Origin of the sequence: Streptomyces sp. NBC_00775, from assembly GCF_036347135.1 — a bacterium.
Classification (GTDB): Bacteria; Actinomycetota; Actinomycetes; order Streptomycetales; family Streptomycetaceae; genus Streptomyces; species Streptomyces lutosisoli.
Map to the genome: position 1 here is coordinate 10,665,752 of NZ_CP108938.1, position 17,978 is coordinate 10,683,729.

General features: G+C 69.0%; 14 protein-coding genes. 10 read left to right on the plus strand and 4 right to left on the minus strand.

Features of this window, described 5'->3' with window-relative positions:
• Window positions 1–54 precede the first annotated feature (54 nt).
• A complete protein-coding gene (locus OIC96_RS47675; protein ID WP_330301830.1) occupies window positions 55–1,299 on the minus strand; it encodes an MFS transporter in 1,245 nt (414 codons plus the stop codon).
• A gap of 712 nt (window positions 1,300–2,011) precedes the next feature.
• Between OIC96_RS47675 and OIC96_RS47680 the strand changes: the two genes are divergently transcribed.
• Entirely contained in the window at window positions 2,012–2,722 is a 711-nt protein-coding gene (locus OIC96_RS47680; RefSeq protein WP_330309936.1) for a phosphatase PAP2 family protein, read from the plus strand.
• Between the two features lie 144 nt (window positions 2,723–2,866).
• Window positions 2,867–4,402, plus strand: a complete 1,536-nt coding sequence (locus OIC96_RS47685; RefSeq protein ID WP_330301829.1) for a carboxylesterase/lipase family protein — start codon at window positions 2,867–2,869, stop codon at window positions 4,400–4,402.
• A gap of 303 nt (window positions 4,403–4,705) precedes the next feature.
• Here the strand turns inward: OIC96_RS47685 and OIC96_RS47690 are convergent, their stop codons facing one another.
• Window positions 4,706–5,872 (minus strand): cytochrome P450, encoded by a 1,167-nt coding sequence (locus OIC96_RS47690; protein WP_330301828.1) that lies wholly within the window; start codon window positions 5,870–5,872, stop codon window positions 4,706–4,708.
• A 338-nt stretch (window positions 5,873–6,210) separates the two neighbouring features.
• Here OIC96_RS47690 and OIC96_RS47695 point away from each other — a divergent pair, with 338 nt between their 5' ends.
• The gene (locus OIC96_RS47695; protein WP_330301827.1) at window positions 6,211–7,218 is read left to right on the plus strand and encodes a LacI family DNA-binding transcriptional regulator; all 1,008 of its coding nucleotides are present in this window, start codon (window positions 6,211–6,213) and stop codon (window positions 7,216–7,218) included.
• On the opposite strand, the gene OIC96_RS47700 is transcribed toward OIC96_RS47695, so the two are convergent.
• Both OIC96_RS47700 and OIC96_RS47705 read right to left on the minus strand, forming a co-directional pair.
• On the minus strand, window positions 7,114–7,905 hold the full coding sequence (locus OIC96_RS47700) for a phosphatase PAP2 family protein (RefSeq protein ID WP_330462157.1): 792 nt from the start codon (window positions 7,903–7,905) through the stop codon (window positions 7,114–7,116). The two genes, OIC96_RS47695 and OIC96_RS47700, sit on opposite strands and share 105 nt — an antisense overlap.
• 123 nt (window positions 7,906–8,028) lie before the next feature.
• A complete protein-coding gene (locus OIC96_RS47705) occupies window positions 8,029–8,988 on the minus strand; it encodes an alpha/beta hydrolase (protein WP_330301825.1) in 960 nt (319 codons plus the stop codon).
• A gap of 375 nt (window positions 8,989–9,363) precedes the next feature.
• Here OIC96_RS47705 and OIC96_RS47710 point away from each other — a divergent pair, with 375 nt between their 5' ends.
• The 7 genes from OIC96_RS47710 (at window position 9,364) to OIC96_RS47740 (ending at window position 17,920) form a co-directional block, all read left to right on the plus strand.
• On the plus strand, window positions 9,364–9,738 hold the full coding sequence (locus OIC96_RS47710) for an ATP-binding protein (protein ID WP_330462177.1): 375 nt from the start codon (window positions 9,364–9,366) through the stop codon (window positions 9,736–9,738).
• Window positions 9,739–9,947: 209 nt separating this feature from the next.
• Window positions 9,948–11,573, plus strand: coding sequence for a benzoate-CoA ligase family protein (locus OIC96_RS47715; protein ID WP_330301823.1), 1,626 nt, complete (start codon window positions 9,948–9,950; stop codon window positions 11,571–11,573).
• Window positions 11,574–11,667: 94 nt separating this feature from the next.
• Window positions 11,668–12,162, plus strand: a complete 495-nt coding sequence (locus OIC96_RS47720; RefSeq protein ID WP_330301822.1) for an acyl-CoA thioesterase — start codon at window positions 11,668–11,670, stop codon at window positions 12,160–12,162.
• 80 nt (window positions 12,163–12,242) lie between these two features.
• Window positions 12,243–14,642: a bifunctional salicylyl-CoA 5-hydroxylase/oxidoreductase gene (locus OIC96_RS47725; RefSeq protein WP_330301821.1), complete on the plus strand. Its 2,400-nt coding sequence runs from the start codon at window positions 12,243–12,245 to the stop codon at window positions 14,640–14,642.
• A 35-nt stretch (window positions 14,643–14,677) separates the two neighbouring features.
• Window positions 14,678–15,721: a carbon-nitrogen hydrolase family protein gene (locus OIC96_RS47730; protein WP_330301820.1), complete on the plus strand. Its 1,044-nt coding sequence runs from the start codon at window positions 14,678–14,680 to the stop codon at window positions 15,719–15,721.
• A complete protein-coding gene (locus OIC96_RS47735; protein ID WP_330301819.1) occupies window positions 15,718–16,830 on the plus strand; it encodes a cupin domain-containing protein in 1,113 nt (370 codons plus the stop codon). Before OIC96_RS47730 ends, OIC96_RS47735 begins: the two co-directional genes overlap by 4 nt.
• 184 nt (window positions 16,831–17,014) lie before the next feature.
• Window positions 17,015–17,920 carry a fumarylacetoacetate hydrolase family protein gene (locus OIC96_RS47740; protein ID WP_330301818.1) on the plus strand — a complete coding sequence of 302 codons (906 nt, stop codon included), beginning with the start codon at window positions 17,015–17,017 and terminating at the stop codon, window positions 17,918–17,920.
• Window positions 17,921–17,978: the final 58 nt, after the last annotated feature.

A 17,978-nucleotide genomic window follows, 5' to 3' on the forward strand; every position in this document is an offset into this window, starting at 1 on the left:
TGTCCGCCGGGGTAGTGGGGCTCCCGGCCGTGGGCCGGTCGTCGGGCAGGGTGGTCAGCGGACGCCGCGGATGGGAAGGATCGCGAGGGCGCCCAGGAGCGCGAGAACGCCGCCTGCCAGGAAGAGGGAGCTGTATCCCCCCATCGTGGTCACGATGGCCGAGGCGACGAAGGGGGCGATGATCTGGGGCCCGGCGTTGGCAATGTTGAGGACACCCATGTCTCTCGCGGCGTCCTCGGCGTTCGGCAGCACCATGGTGACGAGCGCGGTGTCCACCGCCATGAAGCAGCCGAAGGCCAGACCGTTGAGGATGCTGAACACCAGCATCCCGGGCCAGGTCGGACTGATGACGGGGATCAGGGTGACGAGGCCGGCGAGGGCCGCCGATACGCCGACGAACACCTTGCGCCGGTTCCAGCGGTCGGACAGGAGTCCGCCGACGATCGTCGAGACGGCCATGGCCACCATGGACACGGGGGTCAGGATCGCCATGGCGTCGGTGGGTTGCATGCCCTTCGGCAGGGCGATGTGGTCGTCCAGGATGTACAACTGGTAGCCCACGACGGAGAAGTAGCCGAGCACCAGCAGAGCCCGTCCGATGAACGCCCAGCGGAAATCGTGGTGGGCCAGTGCGGAGAGGAAGGCTGCGATCTTGTCCTGGCGGGACACCTCGGGCGCCGTCTGTTGCCGGGGCACGTCGCGGAAGTGGAACGACAGCAGCGCGGCTGCCGCGGACACCATGACGCCCAGAATCAGGTAGCCCGTGCTCAAGCTGTCGGCCGTACGTGTGGCGATCAGGACGCCCAGCGTGCCGCCGATGGGCAGGGCGAGGCCGACGAGTGCGGACGCGGTGCCGCGCCGGGCCAGGGGGACGCGGTCGGGCACGATGGCGGTCACCGCGGCCTGGTAGGTGTTCATGGTCGCCTGGACCAGGCACCAGCCGATGCCGAGGAGCAGCGCGGTACGCACCGTACCGAGGAAGATCAGGCCGGCGCACGAGACGAACGCCCCGCCCAGGATCCAGGGATTTCGCTTGCCGGAGCGGTCGGAGAGCGCCCCCGCGATCGGGTTGAACGCGGTGGCGAATATCGCGCTGACGCCCCCGATGATGCCCAGGATGGTCACCTTGTGGGCGGGGTCGATCGAGGCGATCTGAGTGGGGAGCAGTACCGAGCCCACTCCCATGTAGACCGCCAGCATGGTGGAGTTGGCGATCAGTAGAAGCAGCAGGAGCCCCCACTGGCGGGGCGTGTCGGCGTCCGCTGCCGCCTTCGGCTGGATCAGTTCGCCGGCGCTCATCGCGACCACCGTGCGGCGGGGCAGGCGCGTGCAGCGCGACGGGACGGGGAGACAGGCATGTCGACTCCTCAGGGGTGGTGCGGGGGCAGAGCGCCAGAGGGGCCGCGAGGCTGGTGCGGCGGTGATGGGACGGATGCTCCCGAGAGCTAGTTACACGTGTTATCTCCGTGTGCAGACCTTGTGTAGCACCCTTCGTCGGGCTGCGCCAGAGGTAAGGCGGGCGGCTGTCCAACCTCCCATGCCTAGCTCGCTCTTTCCGGGCTGATCGGTTTCGGCGCGACAGGGGGTGGGGTGTCGCGCCTGCGTCCGAAGGCCTGCTGTCACGTGTAGCTGTCCTTTGCTCAGCTCGCTCGGCGTGCTGTGCGTAACGGTTCGACGGCGACCCTTATTGCGCACTTGTGGCTACCGTCATATTTACGCCATGCTGGTGCTGAAGGCCGGACTCTCAGCGCCGTACGTGCTGCGAGCGGCTCTTGGGCGGTTATGCGTGGCATGGCCGCGTCGCGCCTACCCGGCCCGCGCCGACTCCCACCCTCACGAGGGGTTGCCCCGGCTGCCTGTCGCTGGGCTGAACGCCGAATCCCAAGGCCTCACGCGAGGCCTCTTCGTGTTCTGGTGTCGCGCCGGCTGTCTCGACGGCGGAGCTCAACCGTCACGCCTGAACCGCACCGTTGTGCGTTCTTGCATCAGGGAAAGGCTTGTCGTGCTGGAAATGAACTCGAACAGGGACCTCGGCGGTAACCCCTCCGCCGAGCCTCGACGCTCCGTGCCGGCTGCTCCGCCCCGAGGGGCTCTTGCCGCCGGCTCCATCCTGTTGCTGACGACCTTCGTCATGGGCCTGCTGCTCAGAGGTGGTCAGCGGCCCTTCTTCCAGGGGGCCGACGAGCGCCTCACCGCGGGGATGGCCGGTTCGACACGCGGTTCGACGATGGAGTTGGCGCTGTTCCTCGACAGGGTCGGCGGGCCGATGGGGGTGGTGATCCCACTTGCCGTGACGGGCTGCCTTGGCGTCTACGGCCGATGGAGATCTGCCCTCTTCTTCTTCGCGACGAGCGTGCTCGCCAACCTGGTGGTCGTTCTGCCCCTGAAGGCATTTGTCGGCCGGGCCAGACCCCCGCATCCGTGGGTCCTCGTCAGCGATGGTTCCTTTCCCTCTGGTCAGGTGTTCATGATGACCACCCTCCTCGTCGCCGTGGGTGTGGTGTTCCTTCGTCCGCGGACGCGTCTGTGGGGGTGGATCGCCTTCGGATTGCTCGTCGCGCTGATGATGTGGAGCCGCGTGTGGCTGCATGCCCAGTGGCTGAGCGACGCGCTCGCCGGCGCCATGGCGGGGGCGGGTGCCGGGCTGGTGCTGTGGAGGGCCTTCGCGGCGCTCCTTCGATGCGAGGCGGAGCGGTTGGCGGCCGATCGCCTGTGGGGCTGAAGGCTCCGAGGCGGTCGCGGGCCGAGATGGATATGTCGAATCATTGACGTCCGTAAAAATAAGTGAATAGCCTGAGTTCGATCCGGCCTGCCCAAGGGCCCGTCCAGTCGCGCCCTCGGGCGTGAACGAGGAGGAAACAAGATCATGGCTGAGCAACCTGGTGCGGTCGCACCCCTGGTGGAACTCTCCGCCGGCCATTTGCGCGGGGCCGTCGAAGGCGGCGTCGCCGTCTTCAAGGGTGTGCCCTATGCGGCCCCGCCCGTGGGCGATCTCAGGTGGCGCTCCGCTCAGCCCCACCCTGGATGGACCGGTGTTCGCGAAGCCGCGGACTTCGGCCCCAGCGCGCCGCAGATGTTCAGCGAGAGCGGTGACCCCGTGCTGGGGGGCCACGGCTTCCCGCCGTTCGACGACGACTGTCTGACCCTCAATGTGTGGACTCCGGCTGCCGACGACGCCCGGCGGCCCGTGATGGTGTGGATCCACGGCGGAGGCTTCGTCTCCGGGGCCGGTTCCTTGCCCTACTACTCTGGGGAGACCTTCGCCCGCAACGGCGACATCGTCGTCGTCACCCTCAACTACCGCCTCGGCCCCCTGGGTTTCCTCTACCTCGGCGCCGACCATGATGAGCCGGGGTCCGGAAACTTCTGGCTCACGGACCAGGTCGCTGCACTGCGCTGGGTGCACGAAAACATCACGCACTTCGGCGGAGACCCGGACAACATCACGGTCGCCGGCCAGTCAGGAGGCGCGATCTCCACCGCGGCGCTGGCGGGGCATCCCGCCTCTCAACGGCTGTTCCGCAGGGCCATCCTGCAGAGCGCACCCTTCGGTCTGCAGATTCCCGACCCCCAGGCCTGCGCAGAGCGCACCGAGACGTTTCTCGAGCTCGTCGGCGCGAGGGACGTCAAAACGCTGCGACAAGTCCCCTGGCAGCGACTGGTCGAGGCGACCATGGCACTGTTCGGGGCCAGCACCCGCTGGGGCTACTGGCCCACGCCCTTCCTCCCCGTCATCGACGGCGCCACCCTGTCCCGCCATCCCGCCGAAACGCTGCTCTGCGAGGGCGGTGCCGACATCGACGTCATGATCGGCTGGACTCGCGACGAGTCCAACTTCAGCTTCGCCCTTGGGCCGGGCTACGAGACGGCCACCAAGGAGCAAGTGATCGGCAGGATCGCCGACACGTTCGAGGGTGACGCACCCGAGGTGTACGCCGCTTATGAGCGCACGCGGCCCGGTTCCCGGCCCCTCGATGTGCTGATGGACCTGATCAGCGACGAGCTGTTCCGCGTTCCCAGTCTGAAACTGGCGGAAGCCCGGGCAGAGATGGGGCGTCCGGTGTGGGCGTACCAATTCGACTTCGAAACGCCCGCGCATCAGGGCAGGCTGGGGGCGGCCCACTGCCTCGAACTGCCCTTCGTCTTCAACAACTTCGACAACTGGTCCAAGGCGCCGATCGTCGAAGGGATCGAACCCGCCGCCCGGCAGGGCCTGGCGCACAGCATGCACCAGGCGTGGATCTCCTTCGTTCGTGACGGAAATCCCCATCACCACGGACTGCCGGAATGGGCGCCCTACGAGGCGGACAGCCGCACCACCATGCGCTTCGACTCCGTCGTCTCGGCCGTCGATGACCTGGCGGGTCACTCTCGCAGGCTCTACGTGCGCGGGGCCCCGTAGCGAGACCGCGCATCGATCGTGTCGGCCACTATCTTCTGTGAAGTTACACGTGTAACATACGTGATGGCTGCCGTAGGGGAGTGGCCGCCCGGCCCCGGGCGAGGAGGCCGTCTGGCGCCGGGCGCAGCAATGCGTCTGCACCGACGCAACACCTCAGCGCCGGCCCAGTCTCGAAGAGGTCGGCGCGAAGTGCCGCCGAGCCATCGGCGGCACTTCGTGCGTTGCCGGGCGTAGAGTGCTCCAGGACCTGGGTCCGCCCCGTATCGGCATCACCCGCACCGAGCAGATGAGCCTCGCGCGTGGTCACCACCCGGTCATGGAATTCCACCAGCCCCACCGCTGTGGCGCTTCTCCCGGCGCCGCCTCCGCAATCCGCGTTCTCTCGGGAACCGGCAAGGCAGCCGGCGGCTCGTGCAGCGCCTCGGTGCGCTGCACGGGATCCGTCGGGCTGAAGACGACCGGCAGCGCGACCGGACCGCTGCACCACAGGGACTGCCTGGTGGCCACGACGGAGTCGGGGATGGCCGGCCGTAGCTCCGCGAGCCGGCGCAGTGCGACGTCCATCGCTGCCTCGGCGATCAGCCGGGCCATGTCCTTGGCGGGGCAGCCGTGAGCGCCCGTCCCCCAGGCCAGGTGTGCGCGGGTACGCGTGTGTACGGCACCGCTGCCGTGGATGGCCGGGTCCGTGTTCGCGGCCACCAGGCACGGAATGAGCAGGTCGCCGGCGCGGATTGCGTGCCCCGCGAACATGATGTCTTGCGTGGCCCACCGGCCGGCGATGTTCGGGACGGGCGCGTCGTCCATGAGAGTCCGCTCCAGGACGTCGGACGGGGTGAGGCGACCGGTCGCCACGGAAGCATTCACGTGGCGGTCGGAGAGCAGTAACCGCAGGGCGTTGCCGACCCAGTTGATGGTGCCGGGAGCCCCGAAGTACAGAATCTGCGCCAGGTTGTGCGCGATCTCCACGTCCGTCAGCGTGGTCGCGTGAGCCATCCAGGACGCGAGGTCCGCGCGGGGCGTGGCGACCCTGGCGTTCAGGAGTCGACGTATCGCTTCCAGCAGCTCGGCCTCCGCGTACCTGGCGTCATCGGCTGTGTCGATGACGGCGTTGACCAGCGCTTCCAAAGCAGGGATCGATTCGGGGGAGAAGCCGAGCAGTTGGGCGAAGACGGCCCACGCCAGGGGGCGGGTGTAGTCGGCGACCAGGTCCGCGCTCGCGCGTGGTGCCCAGTGGTCGATGAGGCGGTCGGCCTGCTGCTGGACCACCCTGCGCAGGCGTCGCGGATCGATGTGATCCAGGACGTCGGTCACGGCCTGGCGTTGCCGCCTGTGTTCCTGCAGGTCGAGGCGTGACACCGCCGGGCGCCAGCCGAGCATCGCCAACAGCGGCGCATCGGCCGCCAACCTGCCATCGGTGACGGTGTTCCAACGCCGCGCGTCGCTGGAGAAGAGGCGCTCGTTCCAGATCACTTCCAAGGCTGCCTGGTGGTCCAGGAGCAGCCATGCGGCAACGCCCGGAAGGATTTCGACGGGGGCGACAGGTCCCCAGCGGCGACGCAATTCCTCGTACTGGACGCGTAGGTCCCCTGGAGACAAGCCGTCGGAGAGTTGTTGATGGCGGCTCGCTGGACAAGGGGGCTGGGAAGCGGCACCGCTCCCACTGGTTGGATTCATCGGATCGCTTCTCCGACCTCTCTTCGGGAGGAAGGTCCTCGGTGGTGGGTACCGTTCTTGAGTCGGCGGTCCGGCTTAACGCGTGTAACCTGGTTTTCCAAGGTCAGAACAGAGTCGGACAGGTGATGCACCCGATGGCCCAGGAGCCGAACGCGTCGGCATCGATCACGAGCGCAGACGTGGCCCGCTTGGCCGGGGTGTCGCGGGCGACGGTCTCGTTCGTCCTCAACAACACCCAAGCGCACCGTGTGAGCGACACGACGCGAGCCCGGGTGCTGGCTGCAGCCCAACAGCTGGGATACGTCCCTCATGCGGCAGCGCGGTCGCTGCGGGCCGGCCGCAGCAATCTGGTGCTGATCCCTGCCTCCGTCTCGGCGGTCGGCGGTCTGGTCAGCAGCTGGCTGGACGACCTGCACAGCGAACTCGAACGGCATGGGTACATCGCGGTTCTCCATGCGGGCCGGTACTCCGATGCGGCCGCCGGCGCTCGTGCCTGGGCGGAGCTGCGGCCGGCCGCGGTCCTCGCGCTGGACGGGGACCGCCTGACGGCCGGCGCGGTCGACGTACTCCGGCGTGCCGGGGTGCCTGCCTTGCTCGCCTTCGCCTCACAGCCCGTCGCCGGGGTCCACACCTTCGCTTTTGATCACGCCAGGATCGGCGAGGTGGCGGCGAAACACCTGGTCATGCGGGGACGAGAGCGGATCGGTGTGGTCCTGCCGGGCGAACGCGGTCTGGATGTCTTCGCCCAGCCTCGCCTCGCGGGCGCCCAGCGCGTCGCCTCCCAGAGCACGGCGACGGTCACCGCCGTCCCGATGAACTACACCCGAGAGTCCGCCGCCGAGTTGGCGGAGCGGTGGCCGAGCCTCGGGCTCGATGCCGTGTTCGCCTACAACGACGAGTACGCCACCTTGTTGATGCATGCCTTCCAGGACAGGGGCATCGCAGTTCCCGAGGAGGTGGCGGTCGTGGGCGCCGACGACCTCGTACCCTCCGCGCTGCAGCGCCCCCCGCTCACCACGGTGCGTCTGGAACTGCCCTCACCCGCTCAGGTCGCGGACACCATCGACGCGCTGCTCAAGGGAACGGACGTCCCCGAAGTGCCGCCGACGGACGCCGTCCTGGTCGCCCGGCAGTCCTCGTGAGATGCGTTCCCGGGCCAGCAGCGGGGCGAAAGCCCGCCAGAGCAGAAGCGCGGCGCCGGCACCGATCGACGCGCCGGCCACAGTGTCACTGAGCCAGTGAGCATGGAGCCACGTGCGGCTCCACATCATGGCCAGGATGAACGCGCCGCCGAACAGCCACCACGAGCGTCGGCGAGCGGCCGGAACGAGGACGGCGCCGACGACCACCACGAGCAGTGCGGCGTCGGCGGAATGCCCGGACGGGAAGGAACCGTGGTCCACACGGACCAGGGGGTGCGCGGGCCGCGGCCGATCGACCAGGTGCTTGAGGACCTGGACGACGACCACATTCCCCAGCAGATACGCCGTGACCAGATAGGCCACCGACCACCATCGCCGCCGCCCGATGAGAAGCAGCAGCAGGGCAACGGGCAGCACGGCTCCGAGCGGTCCGCCGAACCAGTTGAGTACGTCCGCCAACGCCGCGTACACACCGCCGTGGGGTCCGCCCATCCAGGTGAGCCAGTGATGGTCGACCACCTGAATCTCCGACCGCCCGGACCGGTCATGAAGGGCGAAACCGAGCCCGGCTGCGAGCGCTGAGCAGGCCATTCCCAACGGGAGCACGGCCGCGTTCGGTGCGGTGGGATCCGGGTGCGGGCTGTGGTGCGCAGGCGTGGTGTCTGCGACGGAAAGGGCGCGAGTCATGAGAGCCTCTCGCGGCCGCGGTGTACGGACCCGGCCGAAGTGGGGAATGAAACTGATGTCCACGGGATCGACGCGGGCCGTACACGCGCGGGCGCTCCCTGCGCCTGAGCGGGGGAGTCGAGATCAGCGGGCAGCCTTCTCCGCGGTCGTCAGGTGCCGTACGAGGAAGTCGACGCTCTGCGCCACGATGGGCCCGACGTCCGCCGCTCCCAGGAAGATGTGATCCGCGTCCGCGACGGGCTGCAGTGTCACGTCCGCCCCGATCTGTTCGAGCGCCTCGGCGAGGGCCTCGCTCTGGCTGTACGGCACCAGTCCGTCGTTCGTCCCGTGGATCAGGAGGAACGGCGGAGGCGGAGAGCCGGCCGTCACATGGGTGACAGGGCTTGCGATCGCTGCCCGCGCCACCAGCTCTTCACCGGTGGCGCCGCCCAGCAACGCCGTGAACGGGCTGGGGTAGTCGAGCCCGGGGACGGCCGGCAGGGTGTGCGACAGCAGGGAGATCAGCTCCGAGACGCCGTACCAGTCGACGACGGCACGGACTGAACTGCTCTCTTCGATGGTGCCTTCACTGCCTTCCAGGTCAACGCCCTGGCGGTCGTTCGAGCCGACGAGCCCGGAGAGCGCGGCCAGATGCCCACCAGCGGACTCGCCCCATACCGCTATGCGGTCCCCGTCGATTCCGAGCGTGTCGGCGAATCGGCGTACATAGCGGATGGCGGCCTTGACGTCGTGGAGCTGCGCCGGGAACGGGGCCTCCAGACTGTGCCGGTAGTCGATGGAGACCAGGGCGAGACCGGCCTGCAGCACGGAACCGTGCAGCAGCTCGACGGGGATGGTGGGCGGCGGGTAGCGCCGGTCGCCCTCCAGCCATCCACCACCGTGGATCCAGACCACGGCCGGTACCGGCTCCTCGCTCGTGGGCACGTGGACGTCGAGCAGGCGAGGGCGGTAGCCGGGACTGGTCGCATACGTGACGCCGTCGAAGTGGCGGACGCCCTCGGGATTGACCTGGGCGGGAGGCGGAGCCAGGAAGGGCGGCGGAGGCCACCCGAGGTCCAGCTCGGCGGGCAGTGATGGTGGCATGTGTGCCTCTCTTCCGGCGTCGCGGGCAAGCGGTGAGGTCTCGGCGGCCTGTCGCACCTGAGGTGTGGCGACAGCAGGCCCTTCTCAGGGGCACAGCTGGGCGTCGAACGGAAAGAATGTCCGAAATGTATTGCGCTCAGGGCCTCCGGGATGCACGATGTTACACGTGTAACACGCCCGATGGCGACAGGTTGCACGCAAGGAATCGCCCGCACTACTGCGAGTGGTTACACGAGTGACTTGACGTCATCCTCCCCTCGGGAGTCTGCAATGCCCTCTCCTTCCGTCGCCCTCGTGCAGCCTTCGCGGCCTCCTCGCGCAGAGATGCGGCCCGCTGTCTGCGGGCTGCGCGGTCACGCCTTCCGCCAATGGGTCATGCGGCCGACTGTCGAGTGCGTTCCCGGGGTTCGGGCCCGGGTTCGCGCAGTACTCCGGCGCCAGGGGGTTTCGGTGGACGTGGAGGACGTGCTGCTCCTGACGGTCACGGAACTGGTGTCCAACGCGGTGCGCCATGCGGCCACGGACTGGCTGTGTGCGGCGATCACTTTCGGGCGCGAGTGGATACAGCTGGACGTCAGTGACGGCGATCCGTCGCTGCCGGGAGTCGGTCCAGGGGCCGACGTCGAGGCGGAGGGGGGTCGGGGCCTGTTCATCGTCGACCTCCTGGTCGCGGAGGCGCGCGGCGTGCTCAACGCCTTCCCGTGCGGTGCGGGGAAGGTCGTCCGGGTTCGGATTCCGGCGGTCCGCTGAACACCTGCGGCCCTCTCGCTGCGGGGCGTGAAGTTTCTTGACGCGGTGGTCTGTGCCGCTTCTTGCCTGTCCTGCAAGGGAGTTGGGGCGACGGCTGTGTGTGTATGACGCCGCGTCATCCAAGAGGTCTATATCGAAATATTGACTGCCGTTAGAAAGACGGCATACTTGCGGCACTCTCCCTGCTGCCCCGAGACGAGGTGCACCCCATGGAGCTCTCCCCGTCCGCACATGTGGACACGTTCTGCCGCGATCGCCTCCCGATCTTCGCCCTCTGGCCCCAACTCCACTTCGATCTACCGGAGTTGACGTACCCCGAGCGACTCAACTGCGCCGGCCGGCTGCTCGACGACGCCGTCGAGCGCTGGGGCGCCGACCGGCCGTGTCTGCTGACGCCCACCGAGCGCTGGACCTACGGCGACCTACTGCGCCGGGCCAATCAGGTGGCCCGCGTTCTGACCGAGGATCTCGGGGTGCGGCCCGGCAACCGCGTCCTGCTGCGCGGCCCCAACAATCCCTGGCTCGTCGCCGCGTGGTTCGGCGTCCTGAAGGCGGGATGCGTGGCCGTCACCACGATGCCGATGCTGCGCGCTGCGGAGCTGGCGCAGCTGCACGAGATCAGCCTCCCGGCCGTCGCCGTGTGCGACCACCGCTACCTGGAGGAGCTGCAGGCCGCCGACGCGCCGGGGCTGCAGGTCATCGCCTACGGCGGGAGTGCGGCGGACGACCTCGTCGCCCGCTGCGCGGCCAAGGACGCCACGTTCCGCACCGTCGACACGGCCGCGGACGACGTCGCGCTGATCGCCTTCACGTCCGGAACCACCGGGCGGCCGAAAGCCACGCTGCACTTCCACCGCGACGTGCTGGCCAACGCAGACACGTTCTCCCGGCACATCGTGCGACCCCGACCCGACGACGTGTTCACGGGAACGCCGCCGCTCGCCTTCACCTTCGGTCTCGGCGGACTCGTCGTCTTCCCGCTGTACGTCGGTGCGGCCTCCCTGCTGCTGGAACAGGCGACGCCGGGCCAGCTGGCGGACCATGTCGCCGAGCACGGGGTCACGGTGCTGTTCACCGCACCCACCGCGTACCGGGCGATCATGGCGGCAGGCAAGGCGGACCGCCTGGCGAACCTCCGGCGCTGCGTGGCCGCCGGCGAGGCACTGCCGGCGCAGGTCTGGGAGGACTTCCACGCCGCCACCGGACTGCGCATCATCGACGGAATCGGCGCCACGGAGATGCTCCACGTGTTCATCTCCGCCGCCGACGACGACATACGCCCCGGCTCCACTGGCAGGCCCGTCCCCGGATACCGGGCCAGAGTCGTCGACGAGACCGGCGAACCCGTCCCCGACGGCGAGCCCGGACTGCTCGCCGTGACCGGCCCCACCGGGTGCCGGTACCTGGATGACCCCCGTCAGACGACTTACGTCAAGAACGGCTGGAACATCACCGGCGACACCTACATCAGGGACGCGGAAGGCTACTTCTGGTACGTGGCCCGCAGCGACGACATGATCGTTTCCTCCGGCTACAACATCGCGGGCCCCGAGGTCGAGAAGGCTCTGGTCACTCATCCCTACGTCGAGGACTGCGGCGTCGTGGGAGCTCCGGACGACCGTCGCGGGATGATCGTGAAGGCGTATGTCGTGCTCAAGCCGGAAGTCTCCGGCGACGAGGTCACCGCGAAGGAACTTCAGGACCACGTCAAGCAGGCCATCGCGCCGTACAAGTACCCCCGCGCCATCGAGTTCGTCGCCGACCTGCCGCGCACGATCAACGGCAAGCTGCAGCGCGCCGAGCTGCGCAAACACGCCCTGGGCGCAGCCAGTTGAGACAGGCATCCCGCACGGCGTCGACTCTCCCGTGGACGGCACGGCCGTCCTTCCCCCACGCCGGCACGGCCGGCTCGTTGTGAAAGGCACTCGCATGGACAGGTCCAGGCCACGGCCGAAAGCGCTTCGTGACGAAGGCTGTTCCGCCGGATCCCTCGAAGCGCGCGAACCCCAGCTGCCCAGCGTTGTCATCGAGCGACGCGTCGAGTGGCCGGACACCGACGCGGCAGGGCACTACCACCACTCGACGGTCGTGCGCTGGGTGGAGGCGGCCGAGGCCGTACTGCTGAGCCGGCTGGGTCTTGCCCACCTCTTCGGGAGCACACCGAGGGTGCACTTCGAGGCCGACTACCGCGCCCGGCTGTGGTTCGGCCAGCTCGTCCGTACGGAGCTGAGTGTCACGAAGGTGGGCACGGCCTCCCTGCACTACGCCTTCACCGTCCGGGCGGAGGGCGGCGAAGTGGCGGCCACCGGGCGCATGTCGATCGCGCACTCGGCCGCCCGGGCGTCCGGCGCCACCCCCTGGCCCGACGACGTGCGCGAGGTGCTGACCAAGGCGGGACCCCAAGCGCCGGAACGCCTCCTCTGAGGACTCCGCATGTATATAGCTTTCTTGACGATCGTTGAATTCACGGCATACCTTGCTCGTGGAACCGTAAGGAGGACGCCGTGCGCGTAGCAGTCATCGGGGGAGGGCCGGGAGGGCTGTACTTCGCAGCTCTGGCCAAGCAGCTCTCCCCGCACTGGGAGGTCACCGTCTGGGAACGCAACGCGGCCGACGACACGTTCGGGTTCGGTGTCGTGTTCTCCGACGAGACCCTCGACGGCATCGCGCAGGCCGATCCCGAGATCTTCGCGGCGATGTCGGCCGAGTTCGCCCGCTGGAGCGACATCGACATCCGCTACAAGGGACAGGTCCTCACCTCGGGAGGACACGGCTTCGCGGCGCTCGGGCGCAAGAGGCTGCTGACCATCCTTCAGGAGCGGTGTTCGGCCCTGAAGGTGGACGTGCGCTATCGCACCCAGGCGCCGCCGGTGGCCGCACTCGCGGCCGAGTACGACCTGGTGGTCGCCAGTGACGGGGTCCGGTCGACGGCCCGCGCCACCTACGCCGGCACCTTCCGGCCGGACCTCGACGAACGGCACTGCCGCTACATGTGGCTTGCCACGGACAAGGTCTTCGAGGCGTTCACGTTCATCGTCGAGGAGCGGGACTTCGGCACCGTGCAGGTCCACGCCTACCCCTTCGACGCCACCCGCAGCACGTTCATCGTGGAGATCGACGAGGACTCCTGGCGGCGCGCGGGCTTCGCCGAGTTCGCGGCCCGCGACCACCCGCCGGGAACCAGTGACGAGGACAGCATCCGGCTGTGCCAGGAGATCCTCGCCGACCATCTCGACGGACACCGCCTGATACCGAACAACTCCAAGTGGATCCGCTTCACCACGGTCCGCAACGAGACCTGGCGGCACGGCAATGTCGTCCTGCTCGGCGACGCCGCCCACACCGCGCACTTCTCCATCGGCTCCGGCACCAAGCTGGCGATGGAGGACGCGCTCGCGCTCGCGGCCTGCCTCCACGAGCAGCCCGATCCGGCAACGGCACTGGTCGCGTACGAGGCCGAGCGCAAGCCGGTGGTCGAGTCCACCCAGCGCGCCGCCCAGGCCAGCCTGGAATGGTTCGAGAACGTGGGTCGCTACAGCGGTCAGGAGCCGCACCAGTTCGCCTTCAATCTTCTGACCCGCAGCCGGCGCGTCACCCACGACAACCTGCGCGTGCGGGACAAGGAGTTCACGGACGCGGTCGAGGCACGCAACGCATCCACGCAGGCCCCGATCACCGCCGTCACAGGCGCCGCTGCCGCCGTGCCGCCCATGTTCCGGCCGTTCCCACTGGGCGGCCTGCACCTGCGCAACCGTGTCGTGGTGCCCCCGACCGCCCTGTACTCGGCACATGACGGTCTGCCCGGGGACTTCGAACTCGTTCACCTGAGCACCCAGTCCCTCGGCGGCGCCGGGCTCGTCCTCGCGGGCATGACGGCCGTGAACCCGGACGGCCGCGCCACACTCGGCTGCCCCGGTCTCTACACCGACGAACAGGAGGAGGCCTGGCGGAAGATCACCGAATTCGTCCACCGTCAGGCGGGCGCCCGTCTGGGCATCCAGCTCACCCACGCCGGCCGACGGGCGGCGACCGGTGTGCCCCGCGCCGACGGCCGGAGCACCTCACTCGGTGACCGCGGATGGCCGCTCATCGCTGCCTCGGCCATTCCCTGGGACACCGACAGCAGCACGCCCCGGGAGGCCACGCGCCAGGACATGGACGACATCATCCGGGACTTCGTCGCCGCCGCGCGCCGCGCCGACCGAGCCGGATTCGACGTCCTGGAGCTGCAGTTCGGACACGGACACCTGATGTCCGGCTTCCTGTCACCGCTGACGAACACCCGCACCGACGCCTACGGGGGCAGCCTCACCAACCGGCTGCGCTTCCCCCTGCAGGTTCTGGAAGGTGTGCGCGAGGTATGGCCGGCGGGCAAGGCTCTGATCGTCCGCATCTCGGCGACGGACTGGGCCGAGGGCGGCACCACGGAGGCCGAGGCGGTCGAGATCGCCCGCCGCCTGGCGGCCGCCGGCGCCGACGCCCTCGACGTCTCCACCGGCGAGGTCGTCGCCCATGAACAGCCCCGCTACGGCCGCAGTTACCAGACCCCGTACGCGGACCTCATCCGCAACGCCACTGGGATTCCCGCCATCGCCGTGGGAGCCATCTCCACCTACGACGACGTGAACTCCATCATCCTGGCCGGTCGTGCCGATCTCTGTGCCGTCGGACGGGCACAGCTCCACGATCCGCTCTGGACGCTGCACGCCGCCGCGGCCCAGGGGTACGCAGGACCCGCAGCACCGTGGCCGGCGTCCTGGAAGGCGGGGAGCGGAAAGCCCCCGGGCGTGCGCACCGACCGCATCCCGCCCCGGCTGCAGCTGCTGCGGGAAGCCCCCGTGCCCGTGCACCAGCGCTGGCTGCCCCCTGCGCAGGCCACCGTCGCCGCGGCGACGGTCCGTTGACCCGCCCAGGACATCCCCGGTCCCAGGAGGAACCCGTGGACAATCTTCCCCGCTTCATCGCCGCCGCGGTCCAGGCCGCCCCGGTCTACCTGGACCCGGCCGCCACCGTCGACAAGGCGGTCGCGCTCATCGAGGAGGCCGCCGGCAACGGCGCCTCGCTCGTCGTCCTCCCCGAGGTGTTCGTCCCGGGCTACCCGTACTGGAACTGGACGATGAGCCCGGTCCAGGGCTCACCCTGGTTCGAACGCCTCTACCGCGCGTCCATCGACGTGCCCGGACCCCACGTGGACGCGCTGCGCGCGGCGGCCCGCCAGCACAACGTCGTCGTCGTGATCGGCGTCAACGAGCGCGGCCCGCACAGTCTGGGTGTCCTCTACAACACACTGCTCACCATCGGACCCGACGGGCAACTGCTCGGCGTCCACCGCAAGTTGGTGCCCACCTGGGCGGAGAAACTCACCTGGACCGGCGGCGACGGCAGCTCCCTGCGCGTCCACCACACCCCGATCGGGCCCCTGGGCGTACTGGCCTGCGGCGAGAACACCAACACCCTCGCCCGCTTCGCGCTCCTGGCGCAGGGCGAACTGGTGCACGCCGCCAGTTACATCGCGCTGCCGGTTGCCCCCGAGGACTACGACATGGCGGACGCCATCGCGGTGCGCACCGCCGCCCACAGCTTCGAGGGCAAGGTCTTCTCCGTCGTGGCCTGTTCGACGATCTCCCCGGAGATCGTCGACACCGTCGCCGGTGACGACGAGGAGATGCGGCGCATGCTCGCCCGCCCTCGCAGCGCGCTTTCGGGGATCTTCGGCCCCGACGGCAGACCCGTGACCGAACCCCTCGTCGACGACGAAGGGATCGTCTACGCGGAGATCGACCTGGCCAAGTGCATCCAGCCCAAGCAGATGCACGACATCGTCGGCCACTACAACCGCTTCGACGTCTTCCAGCTCCACGTCGACAACACCCCCCGCAGCCCGGTGACTTTCACCGCGGATCCCGCGCGGCAGCCCGCGACGCACCACTGCGCCCCGCTGCCGACGGACGGCACCGACACCACGAAGGAGGATCACGCATGACCACCGCGTACGACGACAACCAGCTGGGGCGGGCCCGGGTGGCCGACACACCCGAACTCACCGCCTACTACGGTGAACTCGCCGAACGGGACGCCGGCGCCCTGTGGACCGTCGCCAACGACATCGAACCCTGGTACCCGCAACCCAAGTCCGTACCCGTCCTGTGGCGGTACGAGGAACTGCGCCCCCTGGTCCGCAAGGCGCTCGACCTGGTCAAGGCCGACGACGCCGGCCGGCGCGTCGTGATGCTCGTCAACCCGGGCCGCAAGGACGTCAGCGCCGCCGTCGGACTTCTGTACACCGGTCTGCAGATCATGGGCCCCGGCGAGGCGATGACCGCCCACCGCCACCAGGCCGCCGCCCTGCGCTTCGTGCACGAGGGCACCGGAGCCTGGACCATCGTCGACGGACAGAAGCTCAGGGTCGGCCCGCGCGACTTCGCCATCACTCCCAACGGCACCTGGCACGAGCACGGCAACGAATCCGACGACGGTCCGGTCATCTGGCAGGACGGCCTTGACATCCCTCTCGTCAACGCCCTGGACGCCGGCTTCTACGAAGTCCATCCGGAGCTCTACCAGAAGCCCGGAAAGGTGATCAACTCCTCCGTGCTCACCTTCGGCGCCAACCTCCTGCCCTACGGCGTGGAGAAGTGGACCCGCCCCTACTCCCCGCTGCTCGCCTACCCCTGGGAGCCGACGTACGAGTCCCTGCGCCAGCTGGCCCGGGCCTCCGAAGGTTCCCCTTACGACGGTGTGATCGCGGAGTACACCAACCCGGTCACCGGCGGGTCGGTCATGCCCACCATGGGCGCGCACATGCAGCTGCTGCGACCGGGCCAGGCCACCAAGGCTCACCGGCACACCGGTTCGGTCATCTACACGGTGGCCAAGGGCCGCGGAGAGTCGGTGATCGGCGGGAAGCGTTTCGCCTGGAAGGAGGGCGACATCTTCTGCGTCCCGTCCTGGGCGTGGCACGAGCACAGCAACCTCGACCAGGACGACGATGCCTGCCTCTTCTCGTTCAACGACTTCCCCGTCATGCGCTCGCTCGGCTTCTACCGGGAAGAGGCGTACGCCGACAACGCAGGGCACCAGCCCACCGCCTAGACCGCGCCCACCGTCACCACCGCGGCCGGCCCTGACACCGGTGGTGTGACGCCGGCGCGACCGGGGACGGCCATTGTCGCCCCGCGCCGCCCCCGGTTCCGGGGCGGTGGCGAAGGGACATGACCTTCGCCACCGCCTCACCCTCCCCGCTCTTCCATCCGTACTCATTGCCCAAGGAGTTCCCATGCGCCTGGTGACCTACTGCCTCGACGAGGGGCCCGCCCGACTCGGTGCTCAGATCGACGAGAGCGTGATCGACCTGCCCGCTCTGGCCGCCTTCCACAACGAGGAACTGCCGCAGGACCTCCTGTCCCTCGTCCGGGCCGGCGACGTCGTCCACGAGACCGCACGGCGGCTGCTCGCCACCGATCCGGTCGCCTGGCCCGCCGACGTCTGCCGCCCACTGGACGAGGTCTCGCTGCGTGCTCCGCTGCGCCCCGGCAAGGTCATCGGTGTCGGCCTGAACTACGTCGAACACGTCGAGGAGTCCAGCCGCAGCCTCGACACCGCCAAGGAACTGCCCTCGAGGCCGGTGCTGTTCAGCAAGCCGTCGACCGCCGTGACCGGTCCCGGCCAGCCGATCCTGCACAACGCCGACCTGACCGACCAACTCGACTGGGAGTGCGAGCTGGCCGTGGTCATCGGCCGCACCGCCTTCCGCGTCAGCGAGGACGACGCCTTCGACTACATCTTCGGCTACAGCATCGTCAACGACATCAGCGCCCGCGACCAGCGCCGCTCGGGGCAGTGGTTCTTCTCCAAGGGGCAGGACTCCTACGCCCCGTTCGGCCCTGCCGTCGTCACCGCCGACGAGGTGCCCGACCCTCAGTCCCTCGACCTCGAACTGCGGGTCAACGGCGTGACCAAGCAGAAGTCGAACACCCGCCACATGCTCTTCCCCATCGCCCGTCTCATCGCCGACATCACCTCCGGGGTCACGCTGGAGCCCGGCGACGTCATCGCCACCGGTTCCCCTTCCGGAGTGGGCGCCGGCATGGTCCCTCCGCAGTTCCTCGTACCCGGTGACATCGTCGAGGCCACCGTCGAGGGCATCGGCACGCTCACCAACCCCGTCATCGACGCACGCTGACGCGCGGCGTCCCCTTCACTTCCAGCAGGAGAATCCCCGTGGCCCCACGTACGTATCG